This is a genomic window from Shewanella algidipiscicola, assembly GCF_900380485.1.
In the GTDB taxonomy this organism is placed as follows: domain Bacteria; phylum Pseudomonadota; class Gammaproteobacteria; order Enterobacterales; family Shewanellaceae; genus Shewanella; species Shewanella algidipiscicola.
Genome location: NZ_OXJV01000017.1, coordinates 34,401 through 51,242, shown reverse-complemented (window position 1 = coordinate 51,242; position 16,842 = coordinate 34,401). Strand labels below are relative to the sequence as shown.

Below are 16,842 nucleotides of genomic sequence, written 5' to 3'. Positions count from 1 at the left end.
ATTCCGGCGTTCATTTGAAAAAGATGATAATAACAATGAAAAAAACTGCACTCATATTAGCCTTAGCAACTGCCGGCATGACATTTGGCAGCAATGCCGCGTCACCAGAGCCTTTTACGGTTCAACATCTGGTCAAAATGAATAAACTGCATTCGACTGCCTTGTCTAATGATGGCGTTAAAATCGTTTATGCTGTTAAAAAAATTGATGAAAAGGGTGAGGCACAATCAGACCTCTACATTCAATCGTTAGACGGTTCTCAGCCTGTGAAGCAGCTGACCTCGGCGCCAGGTACAGAGCACAGCGTTGCTTTTAGTCACGACGATAAAAAAATCTATTTCCTAGCTGCCCGTGATGGTAGTTCACAGCTATATGAGCTTGCGCTTGATGGTGGTGAAGCCAAACAGATTTCTAAATTACCATTGGATGTTGAAGGCTTTAAGCTATCGCAAGATAGCCAGCAAGTCGTGCTTAATATGCGTGTATTTCCACAATGTGAACAGCTAAGTTGCACGGCCGATAAGTTGGCCGCCGAGGCTGAACGCAGCTCGACAGGGCGCGAGTATAAACAGTTGATGGTGCGTCATTGGGATACTTGGGGCGACCATACCCGTAGCCACCTATTTGTGGCTAAACTCGATGGTAAGCCCATTACGGCGCCTATCGATGTGACCCAAGGCTTAGATACCGAAACACCACCTAAACCTTTTTCAGGTATGGAAGAGGTGACCTTTACCCCTGACGGTAAATTTGTGGTTTATAGCGCTAAAGCGCCAAGCTCATCTCAAGCATGGCAAACCAACTACGATTTATGGCAAGTGCCAGTGTCTGGCGGTGAGGCAAAAAACCTGACCGAGGCGAATAAAGCCTGGGATGCGCAGCCGACCTTCTCGGCCGATGGCCGTTATATGGCTTATCTAGCCATGAGCAAACCGGGTTTTGAAGCCGACCGTTACCGCATCATGTTACGCGATACGGTGACCAATCAAGAGAAAGAGGTCGCGCCACTGTGGGATCGTAGTCCCAGCTCATTAACCTTTGCTCCAGACAATCGCACCCTGTATGTGACAGCTCAGGATGTGGGTCAGGTAAGTATTTTTGAGGTAAATACTCAGTTTGGCGATGTTAAGACTATCTACAACGAAGGCAGCAACAGCCTAGTTGGTGTGACATCAGATCGCATCGTCTTTAATCATAAAAGTTTAGTGGAGCCGGGCGATCTTTATAGCGTGGCACTCGACGGGCAGCAACTTAACCGACTCACACAAGTTAACGAGGCTAAGCTCTCGAAAATTAAATTTGGTGAATATCAGCAGTTCAGTTTTAAAGGCTGGAACAATGAAGATGTTTACGGTTACTGGATAAAACCGACTAATTACAAAGCGGGGACTAAATATCCAATCGCCTTCTTAGTGCATGGTGGTCCACAAGGCTCATTTGGTAATGGCTTCAGCAGCCGCTGGAATGCACAGCTTTGGGCGGGAGCGGGCTATGGCGTGGTGATGATCGATTTCCACGGCTCTACCGGTTATGGGCAGGCCTTTACCGACTCAATCACACAGGATTGGGGTGGTAAACCGTTAGAAGATCTGCAAAAAGGACTCGCGGCGGTCACCCAGCAGCAACCTTGGTTAGATGCCGATAAGGCTTGTGCACTTGGCGGCTCCTACGGCGGCTACATGATGAACTGGATCCAAGGCAACTGGAATGACGGTTTCAAGTGTCTCGTTAACCACGCGGGCTTATTTGATATGCGCTCTATGTACTATGTGACAGAAGAGCTGTGGTTCCCCGAATATGAATTCGGTGGCCCTTACCAAGATAATAAAGAGTTGTATGAGAAGTTTAATCCGGTGAACTATGTCGATAACTGGCAGACTCCTATGCTGGTTATTCACGGTGAAAAAGATTTCCGTGTCCCTTATGGACAAGGCTTAGCGGCATTTAGTTTTATGCAGCGTAAAGGTATCCCGTCAGAGCTACTGATTTATCCTGATGAAAATCACTGGATCTTAAACCCGGACAATCTAGAGCAATGGTACGCGAATGTATTAGGTTGGATGGATCGCTGGACACAAAAGTAACCTTTTGAGCCCGTGCACAATAAAGCCAGAACATCTGTTCTGGCTTTATTATATCTATTGTTAATCAAGCCTAAGCCTTAAAAATGGCTCTGGATGACGTACCCAGATATCATTGTGCTGATGGCTTGGCATCAAAAAAGCTTATCCATCGTTTAGCTTGGGTATCCCCATAGGGGGGCCTTGAGCTTGCCGCTACTCGCTGCATGCGATGAATATATTATCCCTTCGCCAATCATTAACTCAATGATTTTACTATTACATCCACTACCAATAAGCGGTATTATCGGATTGTTATTATCGAACTAAGTCGCCTGGTAAACTCAGCCCTGATAAGGAGATTCAAATGAGTAATTTGCGTGAGCAAGTGTGGCGTTGGTATGTGCAAGGAGAGATTGCTGCAGAGCAGATGCCTAAGGCGTTAATGTTGGCGGGACAGTCCCACGCTGCGGTCGACTGGCGCGAGAAGATAAGCCAATTATTACTTTGGTTTGGCGTGCTGTTTTTGGCTGTCGGAGTGATCATTTTCTTGGCTTTTAATTGGCAAAACTTAGGTAAATTCGGCAAGTTTGCCCTGGTACAAGCGCTGCTACTGATTTGTTCGTGTAGTTACGGTTGGTTTCGCTGGCAAGAACGAGACACTCACGCCGAGGGTTTGGGGGCAACCAAAGCCAACGCGAGCTTACTGGGATTAAGTTTTATGATTGGCGCTTTGCTCGCACTTGTTGGGCAAACCTATCAAACTGGCGCAGATCCTTGGCAACTGTTTGCGATTTGGTCACTGTGTCTGTTGCCACTGGTATGGTTGGCGGGCTTTGATCTGCTCTGGTTAAAGCTGTTGCTCTTGAGCAATGCCAGTGTGGCGTTGTATTTTTCGACCTGGCCGCAAACGCTATGGTGGTTCGATGCTGATATTTTCCCTTTAGTGGTGATCAGTGTCTGTAACGGCTTAGGCTATCTCTTTTTCTATGGCGCAACCACCTTGGGCTTCAGTCGCTGTAATGCTCCTATCACTCAATCACTCACTGTGGTCATCGCATTGAGCGCACTCACTTGGTATGGCTGTTGGCAAGCTGCCGATATGACAAACAAGGCTTCGTTCGCTTTTTATTGGTTATATGCCCTAGCGATATTGGTCTTATCGCGTTTTGTATTACAGCAATTATTTCCCTTAGCCATAGTGTGTTTTAGTGCTATTGCAGTCAGCACGGTATGGCTCACCACGCAGCTGTTTATAGGAGCGAATGATGAAATGAATATGTTTCTGCTGCTAAGCCTATATGTTGTCGGCTGCACTACGATGGCATCGGTTTGGTTGACTAAGGTGCGTGGATTATTTAATGGCGTGCAGTCGAGTCAGGAGGCGTGAAAATGACAACTGCAAAGGAACAATTATGGCAATCACTGCAGCAGACTAATTGTGTCAATGTGGACACGCCAATGCCAAAGGATCCGTTTATGTCCCCTTGGTACCTCGCCTTATTAGAAGGGGGCGCAGGATGGATAGCTGCCATGTTTTTATTGGGCTTTGTGGGCAGTTTTATGGCACTCGTGGTGACTGAAAGCATAGCGCCAGGAGTATTGACTATCGGGAGCGTCTTTGTGTTGTTGGGCCTCTTCTTTGATCGTCAATCGACTCGCCAGCAGGTGTTTATGTCACAGTTGGCTTTGGTGTTAGGCTTATGCGGTTTACTCTGTATAGGCTGGGGGCTATGGGAAGTACTGGATTATCACAATAGGCTGGCTTGGTTTATCAGTTTCGGTGCACTGCTGAGTATTCATAGTCTTTTTATCAATAATCGCTTGAGCGTGCTGCTTAATGGCATAGGTATTGGTGGGTGTATCACAGGTATCTTGTATCAATGGCAATGGATGAACCTATTGCCGTTGGTGATGTTAGTGCTTGCGATAATATTGTGCCTGAGTTTAGAGCGTTTTGGGGCATATTATGGCCGTATCTGTTATTTGTGCTACGGGTTGATATGCTGGACCTTAATGACACAAGGTGTACTTATTCTTGGCGTGTCGCAAGTCGATTTTTTTAATGATGCGATTAGTGAGTTATCGATTTGGGCTTGGTTGCTGCCTTGGTTCGTCAGTGTGTTTGCGAGTGTTGTTATCGTTAAGTCTATCTTCAATAAAAGGCAAGCGTCATTAAGAACGCCAGCGGGTTACGCTGCAATGGTTGGTGTTTTATTCATTGGTTTTTTGGCCATACCGCTATCGGGGTTAAGCAGTGCAGTGCTATTTTTGTTGCTGGGTTTGCAGCTGCATAATCGGGTGTTTACGAGTTTGGCTCTCGTCAGTATCCCGCTGTTTATTTGTGCTTATTACTATTCTCTTACAGTTTCATTATTAGAAAAATCCCTATTATTAATGGCATTAGGTGTGGTGTTATTGTTTGCTCGCTGGGGCGTAAATCGTTACCTCTCACGGTCTACGAGACTGATCACGCAGGAGGCGTTATGACATCATTCAATCGAGTTAAATGGAATATTGCGCTGGTGGCGGTGTTAAGTGCTAGCCTACTCATACTCGTAAACTGGGATATTATTACGCGCGAAGCTTGGCTTGCTAAAGGGGAAGTGGTGCGTCTCGAGCTTGCGCCTGTCGATCCTCGCTCGTTAATGCAGGGTGACTATATGACGCTGAATTATCAGATCACGGCTCCGATCCGCACTGCTACGGCTGAACAAAACCTCAATGGCTATGTGCGCGTTAGGCGTGATCCTAATTTGGTGGCACAGTTTATCGGCTTTGAAACCCGCTATCTCGATAAGACGGCCTTAGCGGATAACGAGTTGTTACTGCAAGTGAGAGTGCGCCACGGCCAAGTAAAATTGGCCACCAATGCCTATTTTTTTGAAGAGGGCAAAGGTAAGCATTTTGCTGCGGCGAAATACGGCGAGTTTCGAGTCAACCATAATGGCGAGCTGCTGCTCGATGCCTTGCTCGATCAACATTTACAAAAGTTATAAGCTGAACCACAGTGAGGTTAGGGATGTATTATCTCTAACCCTCTGGATAGGCATTATAACTTATTTAAAGTGCGTGTTGTCGCTGGTTGTTTATCTTTCCCATGGGGATTGAGGGAGACGAGGGAAGTCGACAGCAAAGCTTAGTCGCTAAACGTATGGTGCACCTTATCCCAGTTATCTGACGACTTAAAGCCCTATGCTGAATAGTGAGACGATCAATCTAACGGTATGCCTTCATTAATTCGATACCAACCGGTTAGGCTGTAACGGTCTTTATGGGATGGCAGCACTTCATGAGGAAAACGTTCACTTAAAAAAATCACCATGGTGCCAAAGCGGGGTTCTACAGTTTCAAAAGGTGTGGTTTCATCGGCTTGGTACATTAGCAACTCTCCGCCATCCCCTGGTTGCCAGTTGGGGTTCAAATAGAGAATTGACGTCAGTTTTCGATTTGATTGGCCTTTAAAGGCATCCACGTGACGCTTATAAAATGCGCCCGGTTCATAATAGGCAAACATGGTTTCGTAATCGAACAAGCCTAAGAAAAAATAGCGATTAACCGCTTGGCGAAGTTGTTCTGACCAATCGAAATAGGTCGAGGCGAAGCTCATGGATTTATTTAACCAGCAGATTTTATCGCCGCGGATGGTGTCTATCACCTGTTGTGTTTTATGGCGACCAATTGCCGCGGGCTTAAACGCACTGGTGTCTAGTTGGGTTAAATTGTCCAGCAAGGGGGTGAGTACCGTCAAGGGGAACAGGTCTGGCAATACAACGTAGCCTTTAGCGGCGATGTTATCGCAGATGTCGTCAAAAATATTTGGGGGCAGTTGCATGTTGGCTTGTGAGTTCAATGATTCAAGTTTCAGTATGACGCGGTAAGGCGTTATAGACCAGTTACGCTTATTTACCTATTGAATAATTTTTATAGTGTAGACAAAAAATTTTAATCAGTAGTTCTCACATGAAAAAGGCGCCTAAGTAAGGGCGCCTAATGGCTAAATAAAAATCGTGTGCCGTGCATTAAATGAAGTTAACGCGCGTCTTGTTACGTTAGTTATCTTGATAGTCTTTGCCGTAAAAGCTAGCAATAAACAATTGCTTGATTTCACTAATTAATGGGTATCTTGGGTTCGCTCCCGTGCATTGGTCGTCAAATGCGGCTTCGGAGAGTTCGTCAAGTTTAGCTAAGAAGTCGGCTTCGTTGACGCCCGCTGCTTGGATAGAATCAGGAATGCCAATCGTCTTCTTAAGTTGACTGATTTTCTCGAGCAAAGCTTCCACTTTTTGCGCATCGCTATCACCGGTTAATTTGAGATGTTCAGCCACCTTGGCATAGCGGCAAAGGGCCTTAGGACGATCGTACTGACTAAAAGCGGCCTGTTTGGTGGGCAAGTCGGTAGCGTTAAATCGAATCACATTGTTTATCAGCAGTGCATTGGCTAATCCATGGGCTAAGTGAAATTCAGCGCCTAATTTGTGGGCCATAGAGTGACACACGCCTAAGAAAGCGTTAGCAAAGGCGATACCCGCTATGGTCGCGCCGTTATGCACTTTTTCACGTGCGATTGGTGCGTCCGCACCTAAAATATAGGCGTCGGGAAGGTGTTCAAACAGCAGCGCTAACGCCTGAAGTGCTTGACCATCGCTATATTCATTGGCCATCACGCTGACATAGGCTTCCAATGCATGGGTGATCGCATCTATCCCCCCAAAGGCGGTTAACGACTTTGGCATATCCATTACTAAATTAGGGTCAACGATGGCCATGTTTGGGGTGAGTTGATAATCGGCTATGGGGTATTTCATACCGGTTTTCTCATCGGTGACGACCGCAAAGGGGGTCACTTCTGAACCTGTGCCTGAGGTCGTGGGGACAGCGACCATCATGGCTTTTTTGCCTAATGTCGGGAATTTATAGATACGCTTACGAATATCCATAAAGCGCAGCGCAAGATCGGTAAAATCCACATCAGGATGCTCATACATGACCCAGATTATTTTAGCGGCGTCCATAGGCGAGCCACCGCCCAGAGCGATAATGACATCTGGCTGAAAACTTTGTGCCATCTTGGCGCCTTGATTCACAATCGCCAAAGTCGGATCGGCTTCGACATCATAAAATACTTCGGTTTCAAGGCCTTGAGCTTTAAGGATCTTAAGGGTTTCATCGCAGTAACCATGATTAAATAAATACTTATCTGTGATGATTAAGGCGCGTTTCTTATCGCTCAGTTCTTCAAGGGCGATCGGTAAACTGCCACGACGGAAATAGATAGATGAGGGGAGTTTATGCCACAACATATTTTCAGCTCGCTTAGCCACGGTTTTTTTATTGATCAGGTGACTTGGGCCGACGTTCTCTGAAATGGAATTGCCTCCCCATGAGCCACAACCTAAGGTCAATGATGGCGCTAATTTAAAATTATACAGATCGCCAATTCCGCCTTGTGATGCCGGAGTGTTAATTAAGATCCGCGCCGTTTTCATTCTAAAACCAAAGGCTTTGACTCGCTCATCTTGCGTATCTTGATCGGTATACAGCCCAGAAGTATGGCCGATGCCGCCCAGCGTCACTAAGGCTTCAGCCTTATCCATCGCTTGATTAAAATCATCGGCGCGATACATGGCCAGTAAAGGAGAGAGTTTTTCATGGGCAAAGGCTTCTAATGCCGAGATCTCGCTGACTTCACCTATCAACACCTTAGTCGATGCTGGCACCTTAATGTTGGCCATGGCTGCGATCGTTGCCGCACTTTGGCCGACGATGTCGGCATTGAGCGCGCCTTTGTTAAGGATCACTTTCTGCATCGCTTTGGTCTCTTTGACTGACAAGATATATCCACCATGGCTGGCAAAGCGCTGTTTGACACTGTCATAAATGGCATCGACCACAATCACTGCTTGCTCGGATGCACATACCACACCGTTATCGAAGGTTTTGGACATTAATATTGAGCTAACGGCGCGTTTTATATCGGCGGTTTCGTCGATCACAATGGGGGTATTACCTGCACCGACACCGATAGCGGGTTTACCCGAAGAGTAGGCGGCTTTCACCATACCCGGGCCACCGGTGGCAAGAATAAGGTTGACCTTATCGTGGGTCATTAGTTGATTTGATAAGGCGACACTGGGCTCATCAACCCAGCCAATAATATCGGCCGGGGCACCTGCAGCAATGGCGGCATCCAATACCATTTTTGCAGCCTTTATGGTGGAGGCTTTAGCGCGTGGATGGGGCGAAAATATGATACCGTTACGGGTTTTAAGGCTAATTAAGGCTTTAAAAATTGCGGTAGACGTTGGGTTTGTGGTGGGCACCACTGCACAAATTAAGCCCACGGGCTCGGCTATGGTGATGGTGCCAAAGGTTGGATCTTCGGCTAAGATGCCGCAGGTCTTATCATCTTTATATTTATTGTAAATATATTCAGAGGCAAAGTGATTTTTGATCACCTTATCTTCTAACACTCCCATCGCTGTTTCTGTCACGGCCATTTTGGCTAAGCTGATCCGCGCATCGGCAGCGGCAAGCGCCGCAGCGCGAAAGATATGATCGACCTGTTGCTGACTATAGTTGGCATATTGGGCTTGGGCCTTAGCGACCCTTGCCACCAGTAAGTTGAGTTCCTGTTGATTGTTGACCGTCATAGTGAGTTCCTTAAGAAAATTTAGCAAAAATGTGGTTTTGCTAAAACTTCTTTGTGAATAAAAATTACATCAATAAGCTTGTAAACACAGTGATCATCACCACAATTAAGCTGTTTTCGTAATAAAATAACAGCTCTGACGACTGCTTGAGCAATGGCCGTTAAATCGGCACCATAAAAACCATGGACTCAAGAACTGATCAATAAGGTATGCATGAGGTAGAAGGGCTTAGGTGTGTAAAGAGGGTATCCCCGTTAAACGCTAGGCATCACATTATATAGAATGATGAGCTTGCAATAAGATCAAAGATATAGCTTCATTATCTTGGCTAGCGATATGTACTATTTACGACTACATTAGAGTGACACTTGCTTATCGATATGATTGATTATGGTGCCGACAGTTCGTAGATAGGGGTATCAAAGCCAAAAAATCGCGATATTTTGATAAAGATGTGAAACACGTTAGAAAATCTCATTTGGCAAATCTGACGGATCATGTACAGTAGCGCCTTTTCTACCAGCAACCTTTTTAACCTAGTTAAAAGTCACTGAGGACATGGCATTGGATTTAACACTTTATGTTAAATTTTTTCTTGGTTTAGTCGCGATTATCAATCCGATTGGCCTGTTACCGGTTTTCGTTAGCTTAACCAGTCACCAGACTGAAGCTGAACGCAATCATACGGGCAAAGTGGCTAATTTTGCCGTAGTGGTGATTTTATTAGTCACTATCGTTGCCGGCCAACATATCTTAAATATGTTCAGCATTTCATTGTCAGCCTTTAGGATAGCCGGTGGATCACTGATAGCCTTAATTGCCATGTCGATGTTACAAGGTAAATTGGGTGAAGTTAAACGTAACCAAGAAGAAGATCGCGAGGCTTCGGGCATGGAGTCGGTTGCGGTTGTGCCGTTAGCCTTACCCTTGATGGCCGGTCCTGGTGCAATTAGTTCGGTGATTGTCACTTCGGCGCGATACGATAGCTTCATGGTACACATCGGCATGGGGATCACTGTGATTATTTTTGGTCTGGTCAGTTTTGCTTTATTTAGAATGGCGCCAGTTATTTTTAAAGTCTTAGGTAAAACAGGGATTAACGTTATCACCCGTTTGATGGGTCTATTAATGTTATCTATCGGTATTGAAGTGATTGCCGCAGGTTTTAAAGGCTTATTTCCCACTTTGATGGGTTAATGGAAAAGGGTTGGATAGGCATTAGGCATTAGCCATGACTCCAGTCTTGTTTGTACTGTTCACTCATCAAAATACCACTATGCAGCGACGTCACCCTTGAGTGACTATCGCTCGCCAGAGATTCCATTCAATAAAAAAACGCGCATCGGCGCGTTTTTTTATTGAGTAAAGCATGCATAGTAAGCAGCTAAATGACAACCAGCATTTACTGTAAATCGATAAGCGAGCCCGCACGTGCACTAAACAGATGTTGATGCAGCCTTGCGGCAAATTCATCTGTCATACCCGAGATATAATCGGCAATGACGCGATGTGCATTGCCGTTATTATCATAGGTAGTTTGCCAACGCTCTTGGGTATTGAGTGGCAGTAGGCGCTGGGGATCTGAGGCAAAGGCTTCAAATAACTCCATCACAATTTGCTGCCCCTTGTATTCTAACATCTGAATTTCTGGTTTACGGATCACCCGTCGGTAGACAAACTGCTTGAGTATATCCAGCGCGTGTTGAAATGCCGGCTCTAATACCGCGTTATAACGCAGCAAAGGCTCATTAAAATCGGAATTGTCATTAATCTCAATGGCAGTGACAAAGCCGTTGACTAGGGTACCGATAGCATCTTTACGTAGATGGTGTTCACAGGCAAATAACTTAGTGCCAATATTAACAAACTCTTGCCTTATCCAGCTGTCATCACTTGCCGCGAGTTTATCGGCCACATCCTCTTGCCACATGGCTTGAGTGACAATGCCCATCACGATGGCATCTTCAAGATCATGGATAGCATAAGCGGTATCATCGGCCAACTCCATGATGGAGCAGTCGAGTGACTTGTATAAGGTGCGTTTGTGCTGATTAGGATCTAAGGTGGTATTAGAGACAAACAGCGCAGCATCATTATTTGATAAGGGCGCGAGTACCCAATCTAAAATGGGCTTATCTTCGTCGAAAATGCCCTTAACAGGCTGCCATTGTGACGGCTTGAGTTGCCGATAACTGTTTACCGTCGGTTTGGGCAGTGACTGATACAGTTGGCTATGACAGGCTGGGTACTTCAATACTCCCAGCAATGTGCGCCGACATAGGTTCATGCCGTAGTGCTCAGTGTAAGGCTCTAATGCGGTTAAAATGCGAAAAGTTTGGCCGTTACCCTCAAAACCGCCGTCGCTGCGCATCATATAGTTCAGCGCGACTTCACCACCGTGGCCAAAGGGCGGATGGCCCAAATCATGCGCCAAACACAAAGATTCTATCAGGCTCATAGAGTCGAGTAGCGAGAGTAGTTCAGGGTATTTTTGTTTTAGCTGGGCGCAGATCCCGGTGCCGATTTGCGACACTTCTAAAGAGTGCGTGAGTCGGGTTCGATAAAAATCATTCATGCCAACCCCCAATACTTGAGTCTTGGCTTGCAGACGCCTAAATGCCGCCGAATGCAATATACGGGCTCTATCGCGTTGATATGGGCTGCGGTGATCGTTACGGCGCTGTTTATCCTCGCCTAAACGTCGCTCATGCCAAAGGCCTGACGTCATACTGGTTCCTTATTAAGCCGGTGTTATTCACGCTTTAGCGCAATCACTACAATAGGCGATTGATATCGTCTAGGTTCAGTTCAAAACTGGGTATATAAGTATCGATAAAATATTTCACAGCAGGGTCGTTATTTTGCGCAAGTGACTCAGATAAACGCCGTTTGGCTGTGTTAAACTCGTGATTACCTGCTCGTTGCTCTTCTAAACACTTGAGGTAAGCACATAAGGTGTCTGCCGACTTAACTATCTGTTTATATTGCTGGTCTATGTTGTCGCTTGTGAGTAGATCACGATAGTCATCTTTAAAATCATCGGGCACCATCTCTAACAGTCGATGTTCAGCAATGGCTTCAATTTTTTTGTATTCAGCTTCAATTTCTTTATTGAAATACTTAACTGGTGTTGGTAAGTCACCGGTTAATATTTCGCTGGCATCATGAAATATCGCCACGGTGGCGGCGCGATCTGGGCTTAAGTCTGTGGCAAATTTATTATTGCTGATAACGACCAAGGCATGTGCCACCATGGCAACCTGCAACGAGTGCTCCTGCACGTTCTCTGAACGGACGTTATACATCAGCGGCCAACGCTGTATTAATTTCATTCTGGCTAAATGGGCAAATAAATGGCTCATACTTCAATCTATTTTCTACGACTTGGATGATTACATTAACACACCCAATGGATTAAAACGTAGAGGGAAGGTGATAAAAAAAGCGATCATATCGATCGCTTTTTAAGTGATGGACTCAGCCAAGTAAGGTATTGTTTAGCATAGTCTATGCGCTTAGAGATCTCACTTAGGCTTGTTAGAGTTATTAGCTGAGTATGGAGTGATCATTGGCGGTAGTTCGCTAAAAAATCACCCAGTTCAGTAATGGCTTTACTTAAATCTTCTTTGTGGGGCAAGAAGACCACTCTGAGATGATCAGGCTCAGGCCAATTGAAGGCGCTACCTTGTACCAGCAGAATTTTTTTCTCTCTCAGTAAATCTAATACCAAGCGTTCATCGTCGCGTAGATTAAACTTTTTCGCATCTAATTTTGCAAAGGCATACAGGGCACCGCGGGGCTTTTTACAGCTCACACCAGGGATCTGATTTAGCATTTCGTAACAGATGTCACGTTGCACAGCCAGTCGCCCTTGAGGCGCCACTAATTCGTTTATGCTTTGATAGCCCCCTAGCGCGGTCTGAATCGCATGCTGATTGGGTACGTTAGAGCATAAGCGCATCGAAGCGAGCATATCTAAGCCTTCAATATAGCTTTTCGCCGCTTTAAGGTTACCCGATAACATCATCCAACCCACTCGAAAACCGGCTGCGCGATACGATTTTGACAAGCCATTGAAGGTCACTGTGAGGATATCATCAGAGAGAGTGGATGCTGGAATATGCACCGCACCATCATATAAAATTTTGTCGTATATCTCATCGGCAAATAAAATGATGTCGTGCTGACGACACAACTCAATCACCTCGAGTAGCAAGGCTTTTGAATACACAGCGCCCGTTGGGTTGTTGGGATTGATTAACACTATGCCGCGGGTGCGACTCGTGATCTTGGCCTTGATATCATCAAGATCGGGAAACCAATCGGACTCTTCATCACATCGATAATGCTGCGCCTTGCCGCCAGACAGATGCACCGCGGCGGTCCATAATGGGTAATCGGGTGAGGGCACTAACACTTCATCGTCGCTATTAAGCAAGCCTTGCATGGCCATAACAATCAGTTCCGACACACCATTGCCTATGTAGATATCTTCGATGTCGACGCCGAATAAGCCTTGGCTTTGGTAATGTTGGACGATCGCTTTACGGGCTGAAAATAACCCTTTAGATTCGCTATAGCCTTGAGCACTGGGTAAATTGAGGATCACGTCGCGGACGATCTCTTCTGGGGCGTCGAAACCAAATGAGGCTGGGTTGCCGATATTAAGTTTTAAGATCCTATGACCTTCATCTTCAAGGCGACGAGCCTCTTTGTGTACCGGTCCTCTAATGTCATAACAGACGGTATCGAGTTTGTTGGACTTAATGATTGGGCGCATCTAAACCTCGTCAATGCTAACAGCGTATTAAAAATGTGGTACTAGCTTAAGTCTGCGAACAATAACGAAAAAATCACTGATTTGAAAGGGGCTAAAAGCAAAAAGACACGCAAAACTCAGCACACACTGCTGTTTATGCGATTTTTGAATAGATCATTTAGATGATTGTACTGGTTGGTGGTAAATAGTGGAGTTTTTATCTAGTTTGTGGCGAGCATATAATAAAAAAGCCAGCATATTATGCTGGCTTAATTGCTACACGTTTAAATAAGATTAAGCGCGTTTTTTGAATTCGTTAGTACGAGTATCGATTTCAATTAAATCGCCAGTCTTAACGAAGTCAGCTACGCTCAGTGTCGCGCCGCCAGCGATAGTTGCAGGCTTCATCACTTTACCTGATGTGTCACCACGAGCAGAAGGCTCAGTGTAAGTTACTTCACGTACGATAGTCGTTGGTAGTTCAACAGAGATCGCTTTGCCTTCGTAGAAGGTCACTTGGCAAATATCTTCCATGCCGTCGACGATATAAGCTGCTGCGTCACCTAGGTTATCCGCTTCAACATCGTACTGGTTGTATTCAGAGTCCATGAATACATACATAGGATCAGCATAGTAAGAGTAGGTGCAATCTAGACGATCTAGAATGATATCGTCCATCTTGTCTTCACCTTTGAAGGTGGTTTCGGTTGTAGAATCTTGCAACACGTTCTTCAACTTCATCTTAACGATAGCCGCGTTACGGCCAGAACGAGTTGTTTCAGTTTTCTGCACAACCCATGGGCTGCCATCTAACATGATCACGTTACCAGGACGGATTTCATGAGCAGTTTTCATTTTACTTTTCCTATTTTAGGTTTTTCTATTTTCAACGCAGTATCTTAGCTATTTTTAACGAACTGAACTAGTCGCGAAGCAAGATCTGTGTCATTTAATGCGTCAATAGGCCATTGTTTTGCGTGTCGCATCATCGGCCTATTGGCTAAATTAAGTGTTTGCCACTGTTCAATCAATGTGGTGGTGTCGTCTTGATTGAAGGCCAAATTCAATGCTGTATAGCCCTTGGCTATTTCAGGGGGCAGATTATGACAATAAAGTTGCAAAAAGGCTCGTAATTTTATTAGGTGATAATCATCTTCTTGGGCATAAATATGCCATATAAAGGGTTTTGCCGCCCATTGAGCCCGCAAAAACGAGTCTTCGCCGCGAACGATGTTGATGTCGCAGCTCCATAACAATCGATCGAAGCCAGTTTGCTCAGTCATCGGCAGGATATGCAGCGTTAGATCACCTAATTCAAATTGCTGGCCAGCACGGGCGTTTGCCAATGCAGGTAACAATTGACTAAGACTGTTTAAACTGCGCCCTAGGGGGATAAGCGCATGGATCTTTTGTGCCGATGTCTGCCATAACTTGCATAAGGCATTGAGGCAGGGTGTCTCGTAGCTAAAGATACTCACCACAGTGTCTTGGGCTGCAATGCCGCTGAGTCCCAGTTGGTTAAACAAATCCAGTTTATTTTGTGGATCTGCCTGCCACTCATCTCTTTGTGTGAATAAGCTGCGCTCACAGATGAGCCCACCAGTTTTAGCGGTAAAGCCTGGGAAGTAGAAATACTTTTTTAAACCACTATGTTGCAGAGATGGCAGCCCATGACAGCCTTCGACCCAATCTTCTGCGCTTAAGTATTCAAGATTAAGCCAAACTGGCGGGCTTTGTTGGCTACTGCGATGGCAAGCTGTGATCGTATCAATCACCGTATCGGGCAGCTCGCAGGCAAAGGCTTCAATCAGTACTGCGCCGCAGCGATACTCAAGATCCAAGGGTTGATGCCATTGCTTGATGGTGACGCCATTAAAAGATTGTATCGCCAGAGTTGGGTTTAGACTGGGTAAAATATGCGAAAAACTGTGCAGATCATCGACCCACAAATTAATTTCAAGTTGATATTCTGCCGCCAATTGCTTAGCAAGGCGCCAAGTGACACCTATGTCACCATAGTTATCGACTACAGCGCAAAAGATATCCCAATGTTGAGGTGTGCTATTGTTATCCATCTTACCGTTGTCTTAGCTATCTACCAGAAAATGTGTCGGTTGAAATTGCAGTTGTTGTTATCAATAGTCATGCACAAAAAAGCGGCTATAAGCCGCTTTTTACATATCTACCGTTATCCCGCTAAGGCAGGATTAATCTTCTAATTCAGCCAGGCACATCTCTTCGTAAATCAGCTTAACCCAAGCATCAACACGCTCTTCGGTTAATTCAGGTTGACGGTCTTCATCGATGCCAAGACCCACAAAATGTTTATCATCGGCTAAGCCTTTAGAGGCTTCAAAGTTATAGCTGTCGGTTGGCCAATGACCAATCACCACTGCGCCACGCGCTTCAACAATGTCGTTAACCATGCCCATCGCATCAAGGAAATATTCGGCGTAGTCTTCTTGATCGCCACAACCAAAAATGGCCACCAGCTTACCGTCAAAGTCAATTTGCTCTAATTCAGGGAAAAAATCATCCCAATCACATTGTGCTTCGCCGTAATACCAAGTGGGAATACCAAAAATGAGGAGATCGTAATCGGCGATCTGCTCTTTAGTACTCTTGGCGATATCTTTAACATCGACCATTTTTTTACCCAGTTTCTTCTGGATCATTTTGGCGACGGCTTCGGTGTTACCTGTGTCACTGCCGAAAAAAAGACCTACAGTTGCCATTGTCTTTCCTTTATCTAGTTCATTAATTTATTGATGCAAATTTGCAATGTATTCAGCGATCAACCTGCTGCTGCAAAATTGACTCGATTAACTGGCTGCGGCTGATGTTACTGGCCAATGCCTTTTCATTCAAGGCGTCATACAAATCTTGTGACACCTTTAACTCTATACGTTTTAAACCATTAGCCCTGTCGCGCTGAATTTGATTGCGCTTATTGACCTTTAACTGTTGCTCTCTGGATAACGGATTACTGCGAGGACGACCTCGACGCTTTTCAGTAGCAAACAGGTCTATCGTTGTTCTGTCAGATGATTCTTTTGCCATTGAAACTACATGTTAACCAATGCCTGAGCCTTCCCAGGACATCTGTATTAATCCTTTTGCTATAAATCCGGCGCAGCCGAGAAACAAAACCAGCCATACAATATAACGGCCAAACTTCGGGACCTTTCCCTGTTTTAGCACATCATGTATCGCCATACCTATGAAGAAAAATATCGCTGCAAAGAACAGATTTAAGCCTAAAGCCTCTATCTGTTCCATATACTGAGATAACATTGCTGCGTTCCCTCAGGTTAAAAAAAGAGGCGCGAATATACCATAGTTAATGACGGCCTGCTATACGATTTACGCA

At 45.3% G+C, this 16,842-nt stretch carries 15 protein-coding genes; 5 read left to right on the top strand and 10 right to left on the bottom strand.

What is annotated here, in order from left to right; genetic code table 11:
• Positions 1-35: 35 nt before the first annotated feature.
• The 4 genes from DN599_RS12455 to DN599_RS12440 all read left to right on the top strand — a co-directional run bounded on the left by DN599_RS12455 (position 36) and on the right by DN599_RS12440 (position 5,059).
• Positions 36-2,084, top strand: coding sequence for a S9 family peptidase (locus DN599_RS12455; RefSeq protein ID WP_162599206.1), 2,049 nt, complete (start codon positions 36-38; stop codon positions 2,082-2,084).
• 343 nt (positions 2,085-2,427) lie between these two features.
• Complete coding sequence (locus DN599_RS12450) at positions 2,428-3,450, top strand: DUF2157 domain-containing protein (protein ID WP_110457916.1); 1,023 nt, start codon at positions 2,428-2,430, stop codon at positions 3,448-3,450.
• 2 nt (positions 3,451-3,452) lie between these two features.
• Positions 3,453-4,550 (top strand): DUF4401 domain-containing protein, encoded by a 1,098-nt coding sequence (locus tag DN599_RS12445; protein WP_110457915.1) that lies wholly within the window; start codon positions 3,453-3,455, stop codon positions 4,548-4,550.
• Positions 4,547-5,059: a GDYXXLXY domain-containing protein gene (locus DN599_RS12440; RefSeq protein WP_110457914.1), complete on the top strand. Its 513-nt coding sequence runs from the start codon at positions 4,547-4,549 to the stop codon at positions 5,057-5,059. Before DN599_RS12445 ends, DN599_RS12440 begins: the two co-directional genes overlap by 4 nt.
• 215 nt (positions 5,060-5,274) lie before the next feature.
• Here the strand turns inward: DN599_RS12440 and DN599_RS12435 are convergent, their stop codons facing one another.
• A complete protein-coding gene (locus DN599_RS12435) occupies positions 5,275-5,895 on the bottom strand; it encodes a 2OG-Fe(II) oxygenase (RefSeq protein WP_110457913.1) in 621 nt (206 codons plus the stop codon).
• A 217-nt stretch (positions 5,896-6,112) separates the two neighbouring features.
• The gene (gene adhE, locus DN599_RS12430) at positions 6,113-8,713 is read right to left on the bottom strand and encodes a bifunctional acetaldehyde-CoA/alcohol dehydrogenase (protein ID WP_110457912.1); all 2,601 of its coding nucleotides are present in this window, start codon (positions 8,711-8,713) and stop codon (positions 6,113-6,115) included.
• Between the two features lie 564 nt (positions 8,714-9,277).
• Here adhE and DN599_RS12425 point away from each other — a divergent pair.
• Positions 9,278-9,910, top strand: coding sequence for a YchE family NAAT transporter (locus DN599_RS12425; protein ID WP_110458174.1), 633 nt, complete (start codon positions 9,278-9,280; stop codon positions 9,908-9,910).
• Between the two features lie 205 nt (positions 9,911-10,115).
• Here the strand turns inward: DN599_RS12425 and DN599_RS12420 are convergent, their stop codons facing one another.
• The 8 genes from DN599_RS12420 to DN599_RS12385 all read right to left on the bottom strand — a co-directional run bounded on the left by DN599_RS12420 (position 10,116) and on the right by DN599_RS12385 (position 16,766).
• Positions 10,116-11,441: an anti-phage deoxyguanosine triphosphatase gene (locus DN599_RS12420; protein WP_110457911.1), complete on the bottom strand. Its 1,326-nt coding sequence runs from the start codon at positions 11,439-11,441 to the stop codon at positions 10,116-10,118.
• Between the two features lie 46 nt (positions 11,442-11,487).
• Positions 11,488-12,075 (bottom strand): 5'-deoxynucleotidase, encoded by a 588-nt coding sequence (gene yfbR, locus DN599_RS12415; RefSeq protein WP_110457910.1) that lies wholly within the window; start codon positions 12,073-12,075, stop codon positions 11,488-11,490.
• A 203-nt stretch (positions 12,076-12,278) separates the two neighbouring features.
• A complete protein-coding gene (locus DN599_RS12410) occupies positions 12,279-13,493 on the bottom strand; it encodes a pyridoxal phosphate-dependent aminotransferase (protein ID WP_110457909.1) in 1,215 nt (404 codons plus the stop codon).
• A 273-nt stretch (positions 13,494-13,766) separates the two neighbouring features.
• Complete coding sequence (gene efp / locus DN599_RS12405; RefSeq protein ID WP_110457908.1) at positions 13,767-14,327, bottom strand: elongation factor P; 561 nt, start codon at positions 14,325-14,327, stop codon at positions 13,767-13,769.
• Positions 14,328-14,371: 44 nt separating this feature from the next.
• Positions 14,372-15,547: an elongation factor P maturation arginine rhamnosyltransferase EarP gene (gene earP, locus DN599_RS12400; protein WP_110457907.1), complete on the bottom strand. Its 1,176-nt coding sequence runs from the start codon at positions 15,545-15,547 to the stop codon at positions 14,372-14,374.
• 132 nt (positions 15,548-15,679) lie between these two features.
• Entirely contained in the window at positions 15,680-16,207 is a 528-nt protein-coding gene (gene fldA, locus DN599_RS12395; protein ID WP_110457906.1) for a flavodoxin FldA, read from the bottom strand.
• Between the two features lie 52 nt (positions 16,208-16,259).
• Positions 16,260-16,532, bottom strand: a complete 273-nt coding sequence (gene ybfE, locus DN599_RS12390) for a LexA regulated protein (RefSeq protein ID WP_110457905.1) — start codon at positions 16,530-16,532, stop codon at positions 16,260-16,262.
• A gap of 12 nt (positions 16,533-16,544) precedes the next feature.
• A complete protein-coding gene (locus DN599_RS12385) occupies positions 16,545-16,766 on the bottom strand; it encodes a DUF2788 domain-containing protein (protein ID WP_110457904.1) in 222 nt (73 codons plus the stop codon).
• Positions 16,767-16,842: the final 76 nt, after the last annotated feature.

Excerpts from the sequence above, each read along its gene's own strand:
- DN599_RS12440 (WP_110457914.1), top strand. The coding sequence starts at position 4,547 with ATGACATCATTCAATCGAGTTAAATGGAATATTGCGCTGGTGGCGGTG.
- adhE (WP_110457912.1), bottom strand. The coding sequence starts at position 8,713 with ATGACGGTCAACAATCAACAGGAACTCAACTTACTGGTGGCAAGGGTC.
- DN599_RS12410 (WP_110457909.1), bottom strand. The coding sequence starts at position 13,493 with ATGCGCCCAATCATTAAGTCCAACAAACTCGATACCGTCTGTTATGAC.
- DN599_RS12455 (WP_162599206.1), top strand. The coding sequence starts at position 36 with ATGAAAAAAACTGCACTCATATTAGCCTTAGCAACTGCCGGCATGACA.
- efp (WP_110457908.1), bottom strand. The coding sequence starts at position 14,327 with ATGAAAACTGCTCATGAAATCCGTCCTGGTAACGTGATCATGTTAGAT.
- yfbR (WP_110457910.1), bottom strand. The coding sequence starts at position 12,075 with ATGAGCCATTTATTTGCCCATTTAGCCAGAATGAAATTAATACAGCGT.
- earP (WP_110457907.1), bottom strand. The coding sequence starts at position 15,547 with ATGGATAACAATAGCACACCTCAACATTGGGATATCTTTTGCGCTGTA.
- ybfE (WP_110457905.1), bottom strand. The coding sequence starts at position 16,532 with ATGGCAAAAGAATCATCTGACAGAACAACGATAGACCTGTTTGCTACT.
- DN599_RS12385 (WP_110457904.1), bottom strand. The coding sequence starts at position 16,766 with ATGTTATCTCAGTATATGGAACAGATAGAGGCTTTAGGCTTAAATCTG.
- DN599_RS12445 (WP_110457915.1), top strand. The coding sequence starts at position 3,453 with ATGACAACTGCAAAGGAACAATTATGGCAATCACTGCAGCAGACTAAT.
- DN599_RS12450 (WP_110457916.1), top strand. The coding sequence starts at position 2,428 with ATGAGTAATTTGCGTGAGCAAGTGTGGCGTTGGTATGTGCAAGGAGAG.
- DN599_RS12420 (WP_110457911.1), bottom strand. The coding sequence starts at position 11,441 with ATGACGTCAGGCCTTTGGCATGAGCGACGTTTAGGCGAGGATAAACAG.
- fldA (WP_110457906.1), bottom strand. The coding sequence starts at position 16,207 with ATGGCAACTGTAGGTCTTTTTTTCGGCAGTGACACAGGTAACACCGAA.
- DN599_RS12435 (WP_110457913.1), bottom strand. The coding sequence starts at position 5,895 with ATGCAACTGCCCCCAAATATTTTTGACGACATCTGCGATAACATCGCC.